Origin of the sequence: Microbacterium ginsengiterrae (assembly GCF_014205075.1) — a bacterium.
In the GTDB taxonomy this organism is placed as follows: domain Bacteria; phylum Actinomycetota; class Actinomycetes; order Actinomycetales; family Microbacteriaceae; genus Microbacterium; species Microbacterium ginsengiterrae.
In genome coordinates, this window is record NZ_JACHMU010000001.1 from 2158188 (window position 1) to 2175179 (window position 16992).

General features: G+C 69.1%; 17 protein-coding genes, 1 tRNA gene and 1 pseudogene. 12 read left to right on the plus strand and 7 right to left on the minus strand.

What is annotated here, in order from left to right; genetic code table 11:
* The first annotated feature begins 9 nt into the window (after positions 1-9).
* The 6 genes from HD600_RS10480 (at position 10) to HD600_RS10505 (ending at position 5938) form a co-directional block, all read left to right on the plus strand.
* Positions 10-678 (plus strand): O-methyltransferase, encoded by a 669-nt coding sequence (locus tag HD600_RS10480; protein WP_184283527.1) that lies wholly within the window; start codon positions 10-12, stop codon positions 676-678.
* 98 nt (positions 679-776) lie between these two features.
* Positions 777-2057 carry a phosphopyruvate hydratase gene (eno, locus tag HD600_RS10485; RefSeq protein ID WP_184283529.1) on the plus strand — a complete coding sequence of 427 codons (1281 nt, stop codon included), beginning with the start codon at positions 777-779 and terminating at the stop codon, positions 2055-2057.
* A gap of 35 nt (positions 2058-2092) precedes the next feature.
* A complete protein-coding gene (locus HD600_RS10490) occupies positions 2093-2608 on the plus strand; it encodes an FtsB family cell division protein (RefSeq protein WP_184283531.1) in 516 nt (171 codons plus the stop codon).
* 38 nt (positions 2609-2646) lie between these two features.
* Complete coding sequence (locus HD600_RS10495; protein ID WP_184283533.1) at positions 2647-3165, plus strand: DUF501 domain-containing protein; 519 nt, start codon at positions 2647-2649, stop codon at positions 3163-3165.
* On the plus strand, positions 3162-4472 hold the full coding sequence (locus HD600_RS10500) for a S8 family serine peptidase (RefSeq protein ID WP_144795773.1): 1311 nt from the start codon (positions 3162-3164) through the stop codon (positions 4470-4472). The genes HD600_RS10495 and HD600_RS10500 overlap by 4 nt, the downstream gene beginning before the upstream one ends.
* A 35-nt stretch (positions 4473-4507) precedes the next feature.
* Positions 4508-5938 carry an FAD-dependent oxidoreductase gene (locus tag HD600_RS10505; RefSeq protein WP_184283535.1) on the plus strand — a complete coding sequence of 477 codons (1431 nt, stop codon included), beginning with the start codon at positions 4508-4510 and terminating at the stop codon, positions 5936-5938.
* Between the two features lie 130 nt (positions 5939-6068).
* Here HD600_RS10505 and HD600_RS10510 read toward each other — a convergent pair whose 3' ends face one another.
* The gene (locus tag HD600_RS10510) at positions 6069-6338 is read right to left on the minus strand and encodes a hypothetical protein (protein WP_144795771.1); all 270 of its coding nucleotides are present in this window, start codon (positions 6336-6338) and stop codon (positions 6069-6071) included.
* Between the two features lie 805 nt (positions 6339-7143).
* On the opposite strand from HD600_RS10510, the pseudogene HD600_RS10515 reads away from it, so the two are divergent.
* A pseudogene (locus HD600_RS10515) lies at positions 7144-7671 on the plus strand (M24 family metallopeptidase); the annotation flags it as partial.
* A 27-nt stretch (positions 7672-7698) separates the two neighbouring features.
* Here HD600_RS10515 and HD600_RS10520 read toward each other — a convergent pair.
* From HD600_RS10520 to HD600_RS10530, 3 genes are read right to left on the minus strand one after another with little or no spacing between them, the layout of a single operon-like run.
* Complete coding sequence (locus tag HD600_RS10520; RefSeq protein WP_184283537.1) at positions 7699-8826, minus strand: LLM class flavin-dependent oxidoreductase; 1128 nt, start codon at positions 8824-8826, stop codon at positions 7699-7701.
* Between the two features lie 2 nt (positions 8827-8828).
* Positions 8829-9560, minus strand: a complete 732-nt coding sequence (locus HD600_RS10525) for an NADPH-dependent F420 reductase (RefSeq protein ID WP_184283540.1) — start codon at positions 9558-9560, stop codon at positions 8829-8831.
* The gene (locus HD600_RS10530; protein WP_184283542.1) at positions 9560-10660 is read right to left on the minus strand and encodes an LLM class flavin-dependent oxidoreductase; all 1101 of its coding nucleotides are present in this window, start codon (positions 10658-10660) and stop codon (positions 9560-9562) included. Before HD600_RS10530 ends, HD600_RS10525 begins: the two co-directional genes overlap by 1 nt.
* A 107-nt stretch (positions 10661-10767) precedes the next feature.
* On the opposite strand from HD600_RS10530, the gene HD600_RS10535 reads away from it, so the two are divergent.
* On the plus strand, positions 10768-11466 hold the full coding sequence (locus HD600_RS10535; protein ID WP_184283544.1) for a TetR/AcrR family transcriptional regulator: 699 nt from the start codon (positions 10768-10770) through the stop codon (positions 11464-11466).
* Positions 11467-11478: 12 nt separating this feature from the next.
* On the plus strand, positions 11479-11802 hold the full coding sequence (locus HD600_RS10540; protein ID WP_184283546.1) for a DNA-processing protein DprA: 324 nt from the start codon (positions 11479-11481) through the stop codon (positions 11800-11802).
* 45 nt (positions 11803-11847) lie between these two features.
* Here the strand turns inward: HD600_RS10540 and HD600_RS10545 are convergent.
* Positions 11848-11920 (minus strand) — tRNA-Leu (locus tag HD600_RS10545).
* Between the two features lie 54 nt (positions 11921-11974).
* Here HD600_RS10545 and HD600_RS10550 point away from each other — a divergent pair.
* The 3 genes from HD600_RS10550 to HD600_RS10560 all read left to right on the plus strand — a co-directional run bounded on the left by HD600_RS10550 (position 11975) and on the right by HD600_RS10560 (position 15152).
* Entirely contained in the window at positions 11975-13204 is a 1230-nt protein-coding gene (locus HD600_RS10550) for an alanine racemase (RefSeq protein ID WP_184283549.1), read from the plus strand.
* On the plus strand, positions 13201-14514 hold the full coding sequence (locus HD600_RS10555; protein ID WP_184283550.1) for a D-arabinono-1,4-lactone oxidase: 1314 nt from the start codon (positions 13201-13203) through the stop codon (positions 14512-14514). The genes HD600_RS10550 and HD600_RS10555 overlap by 4 nt, the downstream gene beginning before the upstream one ends.
* Before the next feature lie 71 nt (positions 14515-14585).
* On the plus strand, positions 14586-15152 hold the full coding sequence (locus HD600_RS10560) for a LemA family protein (RefSeq protein WP_144795768.1): 567 nt from the start codon (positions 14586-14588) through the stop codon (positions 15150-15152).
* A gap of 101 nt (positions 15153-15253) precedes the next feature.
* On the opposite strand, the gene HD600_RS10565 is transcribed toward HD600_RS10560, so the two are convergent.
* On the minus strand, positions 15254-15727 hold the full coding sequence (locus HD600_RS10565) for a hypothetical protein (protein ID WP_184283551.1): 474 nt from the start codon (positions 15725-15727) through the stop codon (positions 15254-15256).
* Positions 15724-16983, minus strand: coding sequence for a DNA glycosylase AlkZ-like family protein (locus HD600_RS10570; protein ID WP_184283552.1), 1260 nt, complete (start codon positions 16981-16983; stop codon positions 15724-15726). The genes HD600_RS10565 and HD600_RS10570 overlap by 4 nt, the downstream gene beginning before the upstream one ends.
* Positions 16984-16992: the final 9 nt, after the last annotated feature.

Here is a 16992-nt window from a genome sequence, read left to right on the forward strand (position 1 = left end):
GGTGGAGCCATGGTCGAATCCTCTCCCGAGAACTGGCGCCGCGCAGACGAATTCCTCTCCGACGTCCTCGTCGGTCACGACCCCGATCTGGAAGCCGCGCTCGCCGCGCAGAACGAGGCGGGACTGCCGCCCATCGAGGTCGCACCCGTCAGCGGAAAACTGCTGAGTCTGCTCACGCGGATCAGCGGCGCGCGACGAGTGCTCGAGATCGGCACGCTCGGCGGATACTCCACGATCTGGCTGGCCAGAGCCGTCGGCGACGGCGGCGAGGTCGTCACGATCGAGGCGGAACCGGGTAACGCGGCCATCGCCAGAGAGAGCATCGACGCCGCAGACCTGGGGGAGCGGGTCGCCATCCGCATCGGGCGTGCCGCGGATGTCCTGCCGACCTTGGAGGGGTCCGAACCGTTCGATCTGGTGTTCATCGATGCGGACAAGGAATCGAACACGGTGTACTTGGACTGGGCGGCGAGGCTCGGGCGTCCCGGCACCGTGGTCATCCTCGACAACATCGGTCGCGAGGGCGAGATCGTCCGCGAGGACACCACCGATTCCAAGGTGATCGGCACCCGAGAAGCGCTGCAGATGCTCGCCGACGATCCCCGCTTCGACGCCACCGCGCTGCAGACGGTGGGCGTCAAGGGGTGGGACGGCGTCGCGCTCGCCGTGATCGTGTGACCGGCCCGACCTGACGTCGGCGCGAACCCTCGCACTAGACTGGCGGAGGATCGACGACGCTCCACCACCACCTTTCTCTCTGATCAAGGAGCACATACGTGGCACTCATCGAGGCTGTAGGCGCACGCGAGATTCTCGACTCACGCGGCAACCCGACCGTCGAGGTGGAGGTGCTCCTCGACGACGGAATCGTCCAGCGCGCCGCCGTCCCGTCCGGAGCATCCACCGGCGCATTCGAGGCGTATGAACTCCGCGACGGCGACAAGTCCCGCTACGGCGGCAAGGGCGTCCTGAAGGCCGTCGAGGCCGTCATCGACGAGCTCGGCCCCGCCATCGAGGGCGTCGAGGCGAGCGAGCAGCGCATCGTCGACGAGATCCTCAACGAGACCGACGGAACCGACAACAAGAAGCGCACCGGCGCCAACGCGATCCTCGGTGTCAGCCTCGCCGTGGCCAAGGCCGCCGCCGACAGCGCCGACCTGCCGCTGTACCGCTACCTCGGCGGCCCCAACGCGCACGTCCTCCCCGTGCCGCTGTTCAACGTCATCAACGGCGGCGAGCACGCAGACAACGGCATCGACATGCAGGAGTTCTTCCTCGCACCGATCGGTGCGGAGACCTACTCCGAGTCCCTTCGCTGGGGCGTGGAGACCTACCACGTGCTGCGCGCCGAGCTGAAGGCGGCAGGCTACGCGACCGGCCTCGGCGACGAGGGCGGCTTCGCCCCCGACCTGCCCAGCAACCGCGAGGGCCTCGACTTCCTCATCAAGGCGATCGAGAAGGCCGGTTTCACCCCCGGCAAGGACATCGCCCTCGGCCTCGACGTCGCCGCGACCGAGTTCTTCTCGGACGGCGTCTACCGTCTCGAGAACAAGGACTGGTCGGCCGACCAGCTCATCGAGTACTACGCCGGTCTCGTCGCCGACTTCCCGATCGTCACGATCGAGGACGCACTGGCCGAGGACGACTGGGATGCATGGAAGTCCCTCACCGACGCACTCGGCTCGAAGGTGCAGCTGGTCGGAGACGACCTGTTCGTCACCAACCCCCAGCGCCTGGCCGACGGCATCAGCCGTGGCGTCGCGAACTCGCTGCTGGTCAAGGTCAACCAGATCGGAACCCTCACCGAGACCTTCGACGCCGTGAGCCTCGCACAGCGCTCCGGGTACACCGCGATGCTCTCGCACCGCTCCGGTGAGACCGAGGACACCACCATCGCCGACCTCGCCGTCGCCACCAACGCCGGCCAGATCAAGACCGGTGCGCCCGCTCGCAGCGAGCGCGTCGCGAAGTACAATCAGCTTCTGCGCATCGAAGAGGACCTGGCCGACGCCGCAGTGTTCGCCGGTCGCTCCGCGTTCCCCCGTTTCCAGGGCTGAGCGCGCGCAGCAGAGCATCGACAGAAGGGGGAACCATGACCAGGCGTCCGGTTCCCCCTTCTCGTCCCCGCACCCAGCCGGCGCCCGCGGCCGGCCGCACGCGCACGCCGGGCCGCCCGCAGGTCGATGTCCGCGAGTGGGCGTCCGGAATCCGCCTGTCCGGCTTCATGGTCATCATGCTGTCGCTCGTGGTCCTGGGGGCGTGGGTCCTCGTGCCCACCCTGGGTACATACATCGACCAGCGGCAGAAGATCGCAGCCCTCGAGGCGTCCGTGCAGGTCAGCCAGGAGCGCATCGAGGCACTCGAGCAGGAGCGCGACCGTTGGGCGGACCCCGCCTACATCACCACGCAGGCGCGGGAACGGCTGTACTACGTCAAACCCGGAGAAGTCGTCTACCTGGTCGACAACGACCTCGATCCCGCCTCGCTTCCGCAGGAGCAGGCGCCGGTGAGTGACGAGTTGAAAGAGACTCCCGCCGATTGGATGCCGCAGCTGCTGCGCAGCGTCGCCGGCGCCGGGCTCGCGCAGAACGCCGCCCCCGCGGAGTAGCTCAAGAGCTTCCCAGCACCTCCCCGTAGGCTGGAGCGGTGACGACTCCGCCCTTCGCTTCGCCCACCCCCGCCGAGATCGACGTCGTGTCCGCCCAGCTCGGACGCGCCGCCCGCGGAGTCGTGGGCATCGCTGCCCGCTGCGTCTGCGGCAACCCGACCGTCGTGGCCACGAGCCCGCGCCTCAGCGACGCATCGCCGTTCCCCACGTTCTACTACCTCACGCATCCTGCCGCGACGGCGGCGATGTCGACGCTCGAGGCGACGCAGGTCATGCCCGAGCTCGCCGCCCAGCTCGACGACGAGGAGACCGCCGCCGCCTATCGTGCCGCGCATGAGGCGTATCTCGCCGACCGGGCGCAATTCGGGGAGGTGCCCGAGATCGTCGGCATCTCCGCCGGCGGGATGCCGACGCGCGTGAAGTGCCTGCATGCTCTCGCCGGGCACGCGCTCGCCGCAGGACCGGGCGTCAACCCGATGGGCGACGCGGCGCTCGCCCGATCCAGTTGGTCGCCGGAGCGCTGCGCGTGCGAGGACCCTGGAGCTGCGACGAGATGAGGCTGCAGGCGATTGTGCGCGGCACCGTCGCCGCCGCAGCGATCGCGGCCTCCGTGCTGTTGACCGGCGCGACGCCGACTCCCAGCCCGACGCCGACGCCTCCGATCCCCGACGACCCGTCCGACCCGGTGCGTGCTCTCGAGTACTGGCTCGACGGCGCCGGCATCCGGGAGGCGTGGCAGACGACGCGCGGCGAGGGCGTGACGATCGCCGTGATCGACACGGGAATCGGGAGGATTCCCACCGTGTTCGGCGACGCCGTGGTCGGGGGGACGGACGTGTCGGGAAGCGGATCGCCCGATGGACGCTCCCCGGTGGGCGCCGTGGACGGGGACCACGGTTCCTGGGTCGCGTCGCTGGCTGCGGCGCGCGGTAAAGCCGACGGCAGCGGCATGATCGGCGTCGCTCCGGAGGCCGATCTCCTCTCCGTGTCGATCGGCTTCGGCGCTGCGGCATCCGTTCCGTTCGTCGATCAGGTCGCCGACGGCATCCGCTGGGCCGTCGACAACGGCGCGGACATCATCAACATGTCGTTCACGACGAACACCCTCGACTGGGATCAGCGATGGGATGACGCGTTCCTCTACGCGTACGAACACGACGTAGTCGTGGTGGTCGCCGCCGGGAACCGCGGCAGCGGCACGTCGATGGTCGGCGCCCCCGCCACGATCCCCGGCGTGCTCACCGTCGGAGGAGTCGATCAGACGGGGACGGCGAGCGTTGAGGCGTCCACACAGGGCATCACCATCGGCATCTCCGCGCCGAGTGAAGGTCTGCTCGGCGTCTCCGCCGACGGCAGCCTCGCCTCGTGGCGGGGGACGAGCGGCGCTGCGCCGATCGTCGCGGGGACGGCGGCGCTCGTCCGGTCCGCGCATCCGGAACTGGATGCCGCGAACGTGATCAACCGGATCATCGAGACCGCGCTTCCGGTGCCCGGCGTCACCGACGTCCCCGACCCGCTCTACGGCTACGGCCTGTTGGACGCGGACGCGGCTGTGTCGGCATCCGTGCCGCCGGTGGACGCCAATCCGATGGGGGACCTCGCGGAGTGGGTGCGGCTGTACCGCCGCGCCGATGCCGCACCGGCGCCGGAGCCGGAATCCACGCCGGTCGATGTCGAGCCGCTCCCGCCGGCCGACCCGCCCTCCACAGCAGGTTCACCACTGATCCCGAGCGCCGAATCATTGCGTTACGGTACCCTGCCGCTCATTATGCTCTCAGTCCCTGGTATTCTTTTCGGGCTAGGCGTCACCGCAGCGGCCCGGCGCATCCGATCGGCGCGCAAGCCAAGCACGCCAGCAGCCTGACGAGGAGTTGTACTTCTGTGCCTGAGAACAGCACTGTGCCCAAGATTCTGATCGTCGGTGGGGGCTATGCAGGCTTCTACACGGCCTGGAAGCTCGAAAAGCATCTCCGTAAGGGAGAAGCGGACGTCACCATGGTGGATCCGCTCCCGTACATGACCTACCAGCCGTTCCTGCCGGAGGTCGCGGCCGGTTCCATCGAGGCCCGCCACGCGGTCGTCGCTCACCGCCGCCACCTCACGCGCACCCACGTCGTGACCGCCAAGGTCACCGGGATCAACCACGCGCAGAAGGTCGCCACGATCACGCCGCCCGTCGGTGAGTCGTACGAGTTCGCGTACGACCAGATCGTCGTGACGGCCGGTGCGGTCTCGCGCACGTTCCCGATCCCCGGCATCGCCGACAACGCCATCGGCCTCAAGACCATCGAAGAGGCCGTCGCGGTCCGTGACAAGCTGATGTCGAACTTCGACAAGGCCGCGTCGCTCCCCGCCGGCCCGGAGCGCGACCGCCTGCTGACCGTCGTCGTCGTCGGTGGTGGGTTCGCCGGCATCGAGGCGTTCGCCGAGCTCCGCTCGCTCGCCTCCTCGCTGCTGAGCAAGTACCCGCAGCTGCGCTTCGAGGACACGCACTTCCACCTCATCGAGGCCATGGGGCGCATCATGCCCGAGGTCTCGCTCAAGACCAGCGAGTGGGTGCTCAAGGACCTCGCCAAGCGCGGCGCTTCGGTGCACCTCGACACGCAGGTGCAGGGCGCGGAGGGCGGCAACGTCCAGATCTCCACCGGCGAGGTCATCCCCAGCGACCTGATCATCTGGACCGCAGGTGTCATGGCGAACCCCACCGTCGTCCGCGGCGGAGACCTGCCCGTCGAGGAGCGCGGTCGCATCCAGACCCGCGCGGACCTGCGCGTCGGCACGGACGAGGCGTTCGTCGAGGGTGCGTGGGCCGCCGGAGACGTCTCCGCGGTTCCCGACCTCTCCGGGGGCGGCGTCGGCGGTTACTGCGTGCCGAACGCCCAGCACGCGGTGCGCCAGGCCAAGCGCCTCGCCAAGAACCTCACCGCCGTGCTGCGCGGTGAGGAGACCAAGAACTACTTCCACAAGAACCTCGGTGCCGTCGCCGGCCTCGGCCTGTACAACGGCGTGTTCCAGTCGGGCAACATCGCGCTCAAGGGCTTCGTGGCCTGGGTCGCCCACCGCGGCTACCACGGCCTGGCGATGCCGACGTGGGAGCGCAAGTGGCGCGTCCTGTGGGGCTGGTGGCACAACCTGTGGCTCGGCCGCGATCTGGTGAACCTGCAGACCGTGCAGAACCCCCGTTACATCTTCGAGGAGTTCGCCGCGCGTCCGCGGCCTGCTGCGGATGCCGCACCGGCCAAGCCCGCCGTGACCCCGCCCGCTGAGAAGCGCACGGGCGAGAAGACGGCGGAGACGCCTGCGGGCGAGAAGGCCGCCGCCGCAAAGTAAGCGGGAACGAGGAACCGCCCTTCCCTGTACAGGGGAAGGGCGGTTCTCTGTATACGAGGCTCTTAGGCAGAAACCGCCCTCTCCCGAAACAGGGAAGGGGCGGTTCGCGTCTTCTCGGGCTCGGTGCCGCTCAGTCGGCCGCGACCGTTGGCACGTGGAAGTGCCGGCTCATCGCGGGGTGATCGAGGAAGGCCTCGATGTGACGTCGCGCCTGGTCGAAGGTCTCGAACTCGCCGCGGTCCCGTCCGAACGGGTCGCGGGCGACGTGACGTTCTCCAGCGGAGTCGATCGAGCCGCCGAAGGCGCCGTCGACATGTGCCACCCAGAGGTCGACATCGACCTCGGACCACTGCACGCGTCCGGGAGTCGTGTTGACCGGAGCGGGGGTGATCATCGTCATCGTGTTGTGTCCTTCCCTGAGAGCTGATCCTGAACGCTTGCTCAGTACTCATACGCTCTCAGAGGCGGCGCTTCGGCAACAAAACGAGGGGTGACCCTTGTGGGTTGCTTCTGCTTGTGCTAATCGATCTCGACCTGCGCTGGTCGAGATGCTTTCCGTGCGCCGGACATGGGTGCACCTCCGTCGAGAGTTTGAGAACCCTGGCCCGGCCTTGAAAACCGTGGCTTCTCGCCTGTCTCGGGGTGCCTACAAGCGTTGCGAACGGCCCTCCGAGCCCTCGGTGACCGACTCTCGCGGTCGTGTGGTGCGCGCAGTTGGGAAGACTCAAACCCCTCTGAGCGCCGCCGAGGTCGATGAGCTGACGGCTCTGTACGAGCAGGGCACGACGCTCGCGCAGCTCGGTGAGCGGTTCGACATCTACCACCGCACTTTGGCTGCTCACCTCGTCCGTCGTTCCGCCCCGATTCGCGTGCAAGGGCTGGCTGAGGAGCACAGTCCGAGGCTGTGCGGCTCTACGAGGGCGGGATGACCTTGATGGAGGTCGGTCTGCACTTCGGCGTGAGCCAGGGCGCGGTAAAAGAGGGCGGTGGCCGCAGCAGGTGCGACCATCCGCCCTCGGGGACGCCGGGTGCCGGTTACAGCGTGAAGCCCTCCTCGGAGTGCTCGGCCTCGTACTCGGCGATCGCCAACATGATGCCGAGCTCGGGAGTCGTAGGGAGGTTCACGCGGCCCCGCCCCACGACGTAGAGGGGCACGTCGGCCTCGTCCAGGGCCTCGATGATGCGGGCGATCTCGGTGGACGATCGGCATGCCCCGCGACTACCGGCTCGCGGACGCTAACCTCCTGGCCCTCGGCCTCGCCGTCAAGAAGGACGGCATCGCCGCGGACGCCGCGATCAGCTTCATCGTCGGCAACCCCCGCACTTTCGAGGACGTCGCGATGATCACCGCCACCGGAGCGGGCACTGGCCGCCGCGATCGCCGTCGCAGAACCCGGACTGCATCTCGGCGCTCTTTCCCACGCGCTCGAGGACGTCCTCTCCGGCGTTGGGTATCTCATCAACACCGAGTTCGGCGGCCACGGCATCGGCTCGGCCATGCACCAAGACCCGCACGTGCCGAACGCCGGCCGCCCCGCACTCGGATACATGTGCTGCGCACCGGCCTGCTGCTCGCGCTCGAACCGTGGGTGATGACCGACACCGACCGTCTGATCACCGCCCCCGACGACGGGTGGACGCTGCGCAGCGCAACCAGGGCTCGTACAGCACACAGCGAGCACACCATCGCGATCACCGACAGCGGAGCAGAGATCCTCACCCTCCCGACTAGGATCGCGCCGACTCCTGACAGTCCATGCTCAGGCGCTTACCGCGCGCGCGGACTGCGTGGTCTGCGATGCGAGCAGCGCCCGCACTCGGGGGAGGACGTCGAGTCCAAAGCGTTCGATGCTGTCCTTCTTGTCTGCGTGGGGCATGTGGCTGGCTCCAGCGACGAAGTCGAACCTGCTCGCTCCGAGCGCGGTCATCGCGTCCGCGACGCGGCGTGCGACGGTTTCGGGGGACCCGACGTAGAGTGCGCCGCCTGCGACCTCGGCCTCGTAGCGGTCGCGCCGGTATGGGGCCCAGCCGCGCTTGGGGGCTTCGTCGTTCATCATCCCGGACCAGACGGGCCAGAACTTCTCGATGGCTTCCTCGTCGGTGTCGGCGATGTAGCCGTGCACGTGCATGCCGACGGGCTGCGCGGGCTTCCCGTATGCGTCGAGCGATTGCCGGTACAGGTCGGCCAGGAGCGCGAAGCGTTCCGCGGAGCCGCCGATGATTCCCAGCATCAGCGGGTGTCCGAACTTCGCGGCGCGGACCGCGGACTGCGGGCTGCCGCCGACGCCGACCCAGATCGGGATCGGGCCGTGTTCGAGTCCAGGTTCGAGGGTGTGCTCGTCCAGGGGCGGCCGGAACCTGCCCTCCCAGGTGATGGGGCGCTCGCGCATGAGCCGGGTGAGGAGCTCCAGTTTCTCGTCGAAGAGTTCTTCGTAGTCGGAGAGGCTGTGCCCGAAGAGCGGGAACGACTCGATCGCGGAACCGCGCCCGACGATCATCTGCGCGCGGCCTCGGGAGACCGCGTCGAGGGTCGCGAACTCGTGGTAGACCCGCACGGGGTCCTGGGTGCTGAGCACGGTGACGGCGGTGCCGAGGCGGAGGGTGTCGGTGCGGGCGGCGATCGCGCCGAGGATCACCGGGGCAGCGGTGTCCATCATGCGGGGGCGGTAGTGCTCCGCGATCCCGAAGGAGTCCAGGCCGACGCGTTCGGCGGCGACCGCCTCGTCGACGACGTCGCGGATCACCTGCGCCCCCGTGACCGGGGTGCCGTCGGCGCCATCGGTCTGGAAGGCGAAGGTGCCGATGCCGAAGTGCAGTTCGCCCGGTGCGGGGTCGTGCGGACGCGCACCGCCTGTTTCCTGGTCAGTCGTGTTCTGGGTGTCGTTCATGGTCATTCCTCCGTTCCGTCGGCCCGGTTACCGGTGCCGATCAGGCCGCGCCCCTTCTCGAGGCCAGTGTCGCCGGGCCGGGCCTGGCTGCCTGTGATGTGGGTTTGGATCTCGTCGCGGGTGAGTCGTGCCCCGAACACGTTCCCGCCGGGTTGCAGTGCGACACCTGCGGCCAGGCTGTCCAGGGGCACCGGGTCGTACCCGAGATGGTCGACGAGCTCGGCGACGGTGCCCACGGCTGCGGGGTCGTCGCCGGCGACGGCGAGGCCGAGGCGTTCGGGGTGCTCCGGGGGCCTGCGGTCGGGTTCGAGGTCGTGGTAGCCGGTGTGGTTGAAGGTCTTTACGACCCGGGATCCTGTGAGGAGGTCCTGCACCACCGAGCTGGATCCGCGCGGAGCGTCCTCGAACACCGGGATCACGCCGTCGACCGGGGGCCAGTAGTTCATGCCGTCGATCACGATCTTCCCGGCGAGCGGTGCGGGTTCGAGTTCCGGGACCCGATGCAGCGGGATCGAGAGCACGACGAGGTCGGCGTCTGCGATCGCGTCCTTCGCCCAACGAGGCTCCGCGCCGGGGGCGACGATCCGGGCGATCGGTACGATCCGCTCTGGGTCGTCGGAGGCGGCGACGAGCACCCGGTAGCCGGCATCCAGTAGGGCGCGGGTGATCGCGGTGCCGACACGGCCGACGCCGAGCACGGCGACGGTGTGGACAGCGGCGGCGGTGGTGCCCATCAGGCTGCTTCCCCGGTTGTGGTGGTGCCGAAGGACTCTCCGACGAGTTCCTCCTCGGCGGGGGTCTCGGCGGTTTCGGCGCGCACGAGGGGCGCGACCTCGGTGCCGAGCAACTCGATCGCGTGCATGACCTCGCGGTGTGGGAGGGTGCCGACGCTGAACTGCAGCAGGAACCGGCTCAGGCCGAACAGGTCGCGCTGGTACAGGATCTTCTCCGCGACCCTCTCCGGGGGGCCCGCGACGAGCGCGCCCGGCAGTTGCTCCTGCTCGGCCCGGTAGTAGTCGGCTGTCGGCAGCGAGGACGCCGGCAGGCTCAGGAACTGCTGCATCGCGTGCGCCGTGTACGGGGCGACCAGTTCGAGAGCCCGCTCCGCGGTGTCGGCGACGAAGCCGTGTGCGTTCACGCTGATTCGCATCCGTGCCGGCTCATGCCCCGCCCGCAGATACTCCTCCTTGTAGAGATCCAGCAAGGGTGCGAAGCGGCGCACGTCGCCGCCGATGATGCCGAGCGCGATCGGCAGCCCGAGTCGGCCCGCCCGCAACGCGGAGGCCGGGGTGCCGCCGACGCCGATCCAGACAGGCAGCTCATCCTGCACTGGCCGCGGATGCACCGGCTGTTCCGACAGCGCCGGGCGGTGCTTCCCCGACCAGGTCACTCGCTCCTCACGGTTCAGCTGCTGCAACAGGCCCAGCTTCTCCTCGAACAGCTCGTCGTACTCCGAGAGAGAGAAGCCGTAGAGCGGGAACGACTCCACGAACGAGCCGCGGCCGACCATGATCTCCGCCCGGCCTCCCGAGAGGAGATCGAGTGTCGAGAAGTCTTCGAACACCCGCACCGGGTCGGAGGAGCTGATCACCGTGACCGCACTCGACAGCCGGATGCGCTTCGTGCGGGCCGCAGCGGCCGCGAGTACGAGCGCGGGGCTCGACGCGACGAAGTCCTCCCGGTGGTGCTCGCCGAGACCGTAGAGGTCGAGGCCGACCTGATCGGCCAGCTCGATCTCTTCCAGGATCTCCTTCACCCGCTGCTCGGGGCTGAGCAGGTGGCCGGTGTGCGGGTCGGAGATGCGCTCCGCGAAAGAGTAAATGCCGAGTTCCATGATGGTGCTCCAATCAAATCTGAAACGGAGAGAGGTCTCCGTGTATCGTATCGGATGCAACCGGAGATGGGTCTCCGTTATTTCCGGACGTTCGATAGGCTTCAGGTATGAGTCAGGAGACCGCGACCGAGAGCTCGCGCCGGGCGGTGCGTAGCGACCGCCTGCGCAATCGCGAGCGCATCCTCGATGCCGCCCGCGCGGTGTTCTCCGCCGACGGCATCGATGCCCCGCTCGATCGCATCGTCAAGACCGCCGGCGTCGGCCCTGGCACGCTCTACCGGCACTTCCCGACCCGCGCCGACCTCTGGACCGCCGTGCTCGCCGAGCCCCTGGGGCGCTACCTCACCGCGATCGACGACGCCCTCGCGCAGGACGACGCGTGGGAGGGGTTCTCCCATCTCGTGCACGCGATCTGCGCCCTGGACGCCGACCCCCACGGCTACCCTGGCCTGCTCAACACGCGTTTCGCTGATGCACCGGAGCTGCAGGAGCTCCGCCGCCGCATCCAGCTCGGTATCACCAGGATCTTCGCCCGCGCCCACCAGGCCGGCGCGATCCGCGCCGACGCCACACACCAGGACCTCTTCTTCGTCACGCTGTCGAACGCGTGCGTGGTCGAAGCGACCAAGGACATCGCGCCGGAAGCCTGGCGACGCAACGTCGCCTTCTACCTCGACGCATTCCGGCCAGATCAACGACGCGAACTGCCAGTGCCCCCCCCTCACCGGTCGGCAACTCGCTGCTGCCGTCACCAGGCGGGCGTGAGCCCCAAAGCTCACGCACAGGGTCCCGTTCACTCCCCGTGAACCGCCAACGAAATGGCACCCGGCTCCGCGCCGACCAAGTGGCGGTTCCTCACCCGCAACCGCATCCTCGGCGCCCTCTCCGGGGCTACCGTCATCGTGGAGGCCGGCTACCGCTCCGGCTCCCTCAACGTCGCCGCACGCGCCGCGCATCTCGGCGGCCCGCTCGGCGCCGTGCCCGGCTCGGTGACCAGCGCCGCCAGCTCCGGCACGCACCGGCTCCTGCGCGAATGCGTCGCCTCCATCGCCACGGACACCGCCGACGTCATGGCCCTCCTCGACCCGCGCACGAGCGGTGGCGGGCAAGTGGTAGAGCGTGGTGAATCGCCCCGGGTTTAGCTGTACCTAGATCTTTGGGCCAAGATTCGAGCCTTGTGCGTTGGGTGCCCCCACTGGGACTCGAACCCAGACTGAAGCGATTTTAAGTCGCCTGCCTCTGCCATTGGGCTATGGGGGCGCGCGCCCCAGCCTAGTCGCGCGCGGCCGGGCGCCGACGTCATAGGGTGGGGGAGTGCTCGACCTCACTGCACCGTCCGCGTCGACGGAGACCCGCCCCTGGGAGGAACCCGCACGCTGGTGGACACGACTGACCGCGGCGACCGCCCACCTGCCGGCGCCGGTCGCCGTGATCGACGCCGATGCGCTGCGGCACAACGCCATGGACCTGCTCGTGCGTGCCGGCGGCATCCCGATCCGCGTCGCGTCGAAGTCCGTTCGTGTGCGTGCGGTGCTCGACGCCGTGCTGCAGATCCCGGGTTACCGAGGCATCCTCTCGTTCTCGCTCGCCGAGGCTCTCTGGCTGGCGCAGACGCATGACGACATCGTGCTCGGGTACCCGACGGTCGATCGTGCCGGACTCGAGCGCCTGGTGCATGACGAGGATGCCGCGTCGCGGATCACGCTCATGATCGACGACCTCGCGCACCTCGATCTCATCGACAGCATCGCCGGCCCGGAGCAGCGCGCGACGGTCCGAGTGGCGGTCGACGTCGACGCATCCTGGCGGTCCAGCGCCCTCGGGCACATCGGCGTCCGCCGTTCGCCGCTGTTCACCGCAGCGGACGTGTCGCGTTTCGCACGCGCCGTCGTCGCGCGCCGCGGGTTCCGCCTCGTCGGGCTGCAGATGTATGAGGCGCAGATCGCCGGGCAGGGCGACAACGGACCGGACGGGCCGGTGATCCGAGCCGTCCAGGCGCGCTCCCGGTCGGAGCTCCGATCGCGACGGGCGGAAATCGCCCACGCACTCACCGACATCGCCCCGTTGGAGTTCCTCAACGGGGGAGGCACCGGGTCCCTGGAGTTCACCGGCTCCGATGAGTCGGTCACCGAGGCATCGGCCGGGAGCGGTCTGCTCGGCGGTCATCTGTTCGACGGGTACCGTTCGTTCCACCCCGCTCCGGCCAGCGCCTTCGCATTCGATGTGGTCCGCAGGCCCGCCGACGACATCGCGACCGTGCTCGGCGGTGGGTGGATCGCCTCCGGCCCTCCCGTGGCCTCGCGTCAACCGCGCGCGGTCTGGCCCGAAGGGCTGCGCACCTTGCCGCGCGAGGCGGCCGGCGAGGTCCAGACGCCGCTGCAGGGGCGTGCCGCGGCGAGCATGCGCATCGGGGATCGCGTCTGGTTCCGTCATGCCAAGAGCGGCGAACCCGCCGAGCGCATCGACGCGTATCACCTGGTGTCGGGCAGCGACGTGGTGACCGAGCTGCCGACCTATCGAGGCGAAGGGAAGGCGTACCTGTGACCAGACCCGGCGGAACTTGGCAGAACTGGGCGCGCTCGACGAAGGTGACACCCGCACGCGTCGAACGTCCGCGCAGCCCTGAGGGCGTCCAGCGTGCCGTGCAGGCGGCCGTCGCGCACCACCTTCCCATCAAGGCCGTCGGCGCCGGTCACAGCTTCACCGGAATCGCCGTCGCCCCCGGAGTCCTGTTGGAGCTCGACGACATGCAGGGGCTCGTCTCGGTCGACGCCGAGCGGGCGACCGCCACGCTGCTGGCGGGCACACGCCTGCACCGCATCCCCAGGCTGCTCGCACCCCACGGGCTCGCGATGGCGAATCTCGGTGACATCGATCGTCAGTCCATCTCCGGAGCGATCTCCACCGGGACGCACGGGACGGGGGCGCGCTTCGGCGGCATCGCCACGCAGGTCGTCGGTGCGACCCTCATCACCGGGGAGGGGGAGTTCCTCAGGGTGAGCGCCACCGAGAACGCCGAGCTGCTCCCCGCCATCGCACTCGGTCTCGGAGCACTCGGCATCCTCGTGGACGTCACGCTGCAGTGCGTCCCCGCGTTCGTTATGCACGCGACCGATGAACCGGCGCCGCTCGACGACGTGCTCGACACGCTCGATGAACGCGTCGCGGGCTCCGATCACTTCGAGTTCTACTGGTTCCCGCACACCGACGTCGCGCTCACCAAGCGGCAGACGCGCCTGCCGGAGTCGGCCCCGCGACGCCCCCTGCCGAGGGTCGGGAGGTGGGTCGATGAGACGCTGCTCTCCAACGGCGTGTACCGCGTGGTGTGCGCCACAGGGCAACTGATCCCCGCGATCACCCCGCCGCTGAGCAGACTCGCGGTGCGTCTCACCGGCGACAGGGAGTACACCGACCGCTCACACACCGTGCTGACCCAGAGCCGCACGGTGCGGTTCCGCGAGATGGAGTACGCGCTGCCGGCCGAGAACGTCGTCCCCGCATTCCGGGCGATCCAGACACTCATCCGGCAGCGCGGATGGAAGATCGAGTTCCCCATCGAGGTGCGCTTCGCCGCAGCGGACGATCTCTGGTTGTCGACCGCGCACGGACGCGCCAGCGGATACATCGCCGTGCACCGGTACTGGCGGGCCGACCCCACCGCGTACTTCGAAGCCGTCGAGAAGATCTGCCTGGAGCACGGGGGTCGTCCGCACTGGGGCAAGCTCCACACCCTCGGCGTCGAACAGCTCCGTGAGCGATACCCGCGGTTCGAGGATTTCCGGGCCGTCCGTGACCGGCTCGATCCGGAGAGGCGCTTCACCAACCGGTACCTCGACCGCGTGCTCGGTGCGTGACCCAGCGCCCAGTGCACACGCAGGGTGCGTCGATAAGATGAGGGAAATTCGGTCCAAGGGGGTTGTCTGCCATGGAATGGCTCATTCCGGTTCTGATCGTCGTCGCGGTATTGGTGCTCGTCGGCATCTACCTCTGGGCGACCTATAACTCCCTCGTGCAGCTGAACGTCCGCGTCGACGAGGCGTGGAGTGGCATCACCGTCCAACTCAAGCGGCGGGCGGACCTCATCCCCAACCTCATCGAGTCGGTGAAGGGGTACGCGGCGCACGAGAAGGCGGTCTTCGAGAACGTCACCCGCGCGCGGGCCGAGACGCTTTCCGCTTCCAGTCCCGGCGAGGCCGGTATCGCAGAGGGTCACCTGCAGCAGGCGCTGAAGAGCCTGTTCGCGGTGGCCGAGGCCTATCCGCAGCTTCAGGCGAGCCAGAACTTCCTCCAGGTGCAGCACTCCCTCGTCGACACCGAGGACAAGGTCCAGGCGGCGCGACGCTTCTACAACGGCGGGGTGCGCGAGCTGAACACCAAGATCAAGGTCTTCCCGAACAACCTGTTCGCGCGTGGACTCGGGTTCACCGAGCGGGAGTTCTTCGAGGTCGCCGACAGCGCCGCCATCTCGGAGCCGCCGCGCGTCCAGTTCTGATGCGAACCGACTCCATGCGCGGACGGCGCGTCGAGTCGGGCGCGCATCGAGGGTGAGCCGGCGCAGCGAGTCGAAACCAGGCCCAGGGCACCAGCCCGGCGTCACCACGGGATCAGGTCGACGCCCTTGCGGGTGATGTCGACATCGCCGCGCAGCATCCAGTCCTCGGTGCGGTACGTGACGCTCTTGGCCGCGCCGTCGTGTCCCGTTCCCGTCACTGTTGCGACGAGGATGCCGCCTTCCGCCCGGAACGTCGGGGGAGTGAGGGTGAGCTGCGGGGGCTGCTCGATCCGGAAACGGACGCTGTCGATCGTCACGAGATCCGCCGCCCACGGGATGCGCAGGCCGCACGACGGGGGCACCGCGTCCGCGGGACTCGTGCAGGCGGCCAGGAGGGCATCCCATCGTTGCTGGGCGCCTGCCGTCTCGTCATCCGAGGTCGGTGCACCGGAGTGCGCAGCGCGTGCCGGACCATCTGACGCCTCGTCTCGCGGCTGAAAGGCCCAGACGGCGCCTGCGACGATGACGACGGCGGCGATGGCCGCGACCGTCACCCACGTCGCCCGGCGGGTCACGCCTGCCGCTCCCGGTCGTGCACATGACGTCGCACCCCGCCGCGGCGGATGTGGAGCGCCCCGGCGACCGCATCGGCCGCGTCGCCCCAGCCCGACACCGATATGTTCTCGAGCCCCTGCCAGGATGCTGCCAGCGCCAGTTCGCCGGCGATCGCCTCGGTGTCCTCCGGGCGCGCCTGCGGCTCCCACCAGGCGGATTGCACCTGGAGAGTCGATGATGCCCGCTCCGCCTTGAGATCGACGCGGGCGACGATGCGATCGCCGACGAGCACCGGCAGGGAGTAGTAGCCGAAGCGCCGCTTCGCGGCGGGAACGTAGATCTCGATGCGATAGTCGAGGTCGAAGGCACGCAGGGCGCGGTCCCGGAACCAGACGACCGGGTCGAACGGGGTGAGCAGGGCGGACGCCTCGATGCTGCGCGGGAGCACGGCGTCCCGGTGCAGCCACGCGGGGATCGGGCGCCCTGCCCGCTCCCATCCTCGGACGCGCACCGGCTGCAGGTCACCGGCATCGACGAGATCCGCGATCGCGCGACGGATGGCGGCGCGGTCACGGATGCGGTAGTAGTCCGCGAGGTCCGCCTCGGTCGCGACGCCGTGGGAGCGCGCCGCGCGGCGGATGAGTTCGCGGATCGCCGCCACGCGCGACACGTCGCGCGTGCGGACCTCGGCCGGGATCACCTGCTCCTCGAGTGCATACACTCGTTCGAATCCGCGTCGGCCGCTGATGGCGACATCGCCCGTGCGCCACAGGTGCTCGAGGGCGAGTTTCACGTCGTCCCAGTCCCACCACGTCCCCCGTTCTCTCGGGGCGTCCTCACGAAGCTGCGCCGGTCGGAGCGGCCCGCGTGCGCGCAGCTCGTCTGTGACCCACGCGAGCGTGCGAGCGTTCTGGCTCGTCCAGGAATCCGCGTCGGCCCAACGGTTGCGGAAGTCATCCATGCGGAACCGCCACAGCGCCCAGTCGTCGACCGGCACGAAGGTCGCCTCATGGGCGAGGTATTCGACGTAGTGGGTGGTGCGGGACAGGCAGATGCGGTCGAGCAGAGCAGGGTCGTAGGCGCCGAGACGGGAGAACATCGGCATGTAGTGGCTGCGGGCGAACACGTTCACCGAATCGATCTGCAGCACGCCGAGCCGGTCCATGGTGCGGTGCACATGACGCGATGCCACGGTCGTCGTCGGACGCCGACGGCTGAACCCCTGCGCGGCGAGGGCTGCGCGTCGGGCCTGGGCTGCGCTGAGAATCTCCGGCACCCGGTCAGC

Coding starts and splice junctions, on each gene's coding strand:
- HD600_RS10480 (WP_184283527.1), top strand. CDS start 10: ATGGTCGAATCCTCTCCCGAGAACTGGCGCCGCGCAGACGAATTCCTC.
- HD600_RS10490 (WP_184283531.1), top strand. CDS start 2,093: ATGACCAGGCGTCCGGTTCCCCCTTCTCGTCCCCGCACCCAGCCGGCG.
- HD600_RS10500 (WP_144795773.1), top strand. CDS start 3,162: ATGAGGCTGCAGGCGATTGTGCGCGGCACCGTCGCCGCCGCAGCGATC.
- HD600_RS10510 (WP_144795771.1), bottom strand. CDS start 6,338: ATGACGATGATCACCCCCGCTCCGGTCAACACGACTCCCGGACGCGTG.
- HD600_RS10520 (WP_184283537.1), bottom strand. CDS start 8,826: ATGAACGACACCCAGAACACGACTGACCAGGAAACAGGCGGTGCGCGT.
- HD600_RS10525 (WP_184283540.1), bottom strand. CDS start 9,560: ATGGGCACCACCGCCGCCGCTGTCCACACCGTCGCCGTGCTCGGCGTC.
- HD600_RS10530 (WP_184283542.1), bottom strand. CDS start 10,660: ATGGAACTCGGCATTTACTCTTTCGCGGAGCGCATCTCCGACCCGCAC.
- HD600_RS10535 (WP_184283544.1), top strand. CDS start 10,768: ATGAGTCAGGAGACCGCGACCGAGAGCTCGCGCCGGGCGGTGCGTAGC.
- HD600_RS10540 (WP_184283546.1), top strand. CDS start 11,479: ATGGCACCCGGCTCCGCGCCGACCAAGTGGCGGTTCCTCACCCGCAAC.
- HD600_RS10560 (WP_144795768.1), top strand. CDS start 14,586: ATGGAATGGCTCATTCCGGTTCTGATCGTCGTCGCGGTATTGGTGCTC.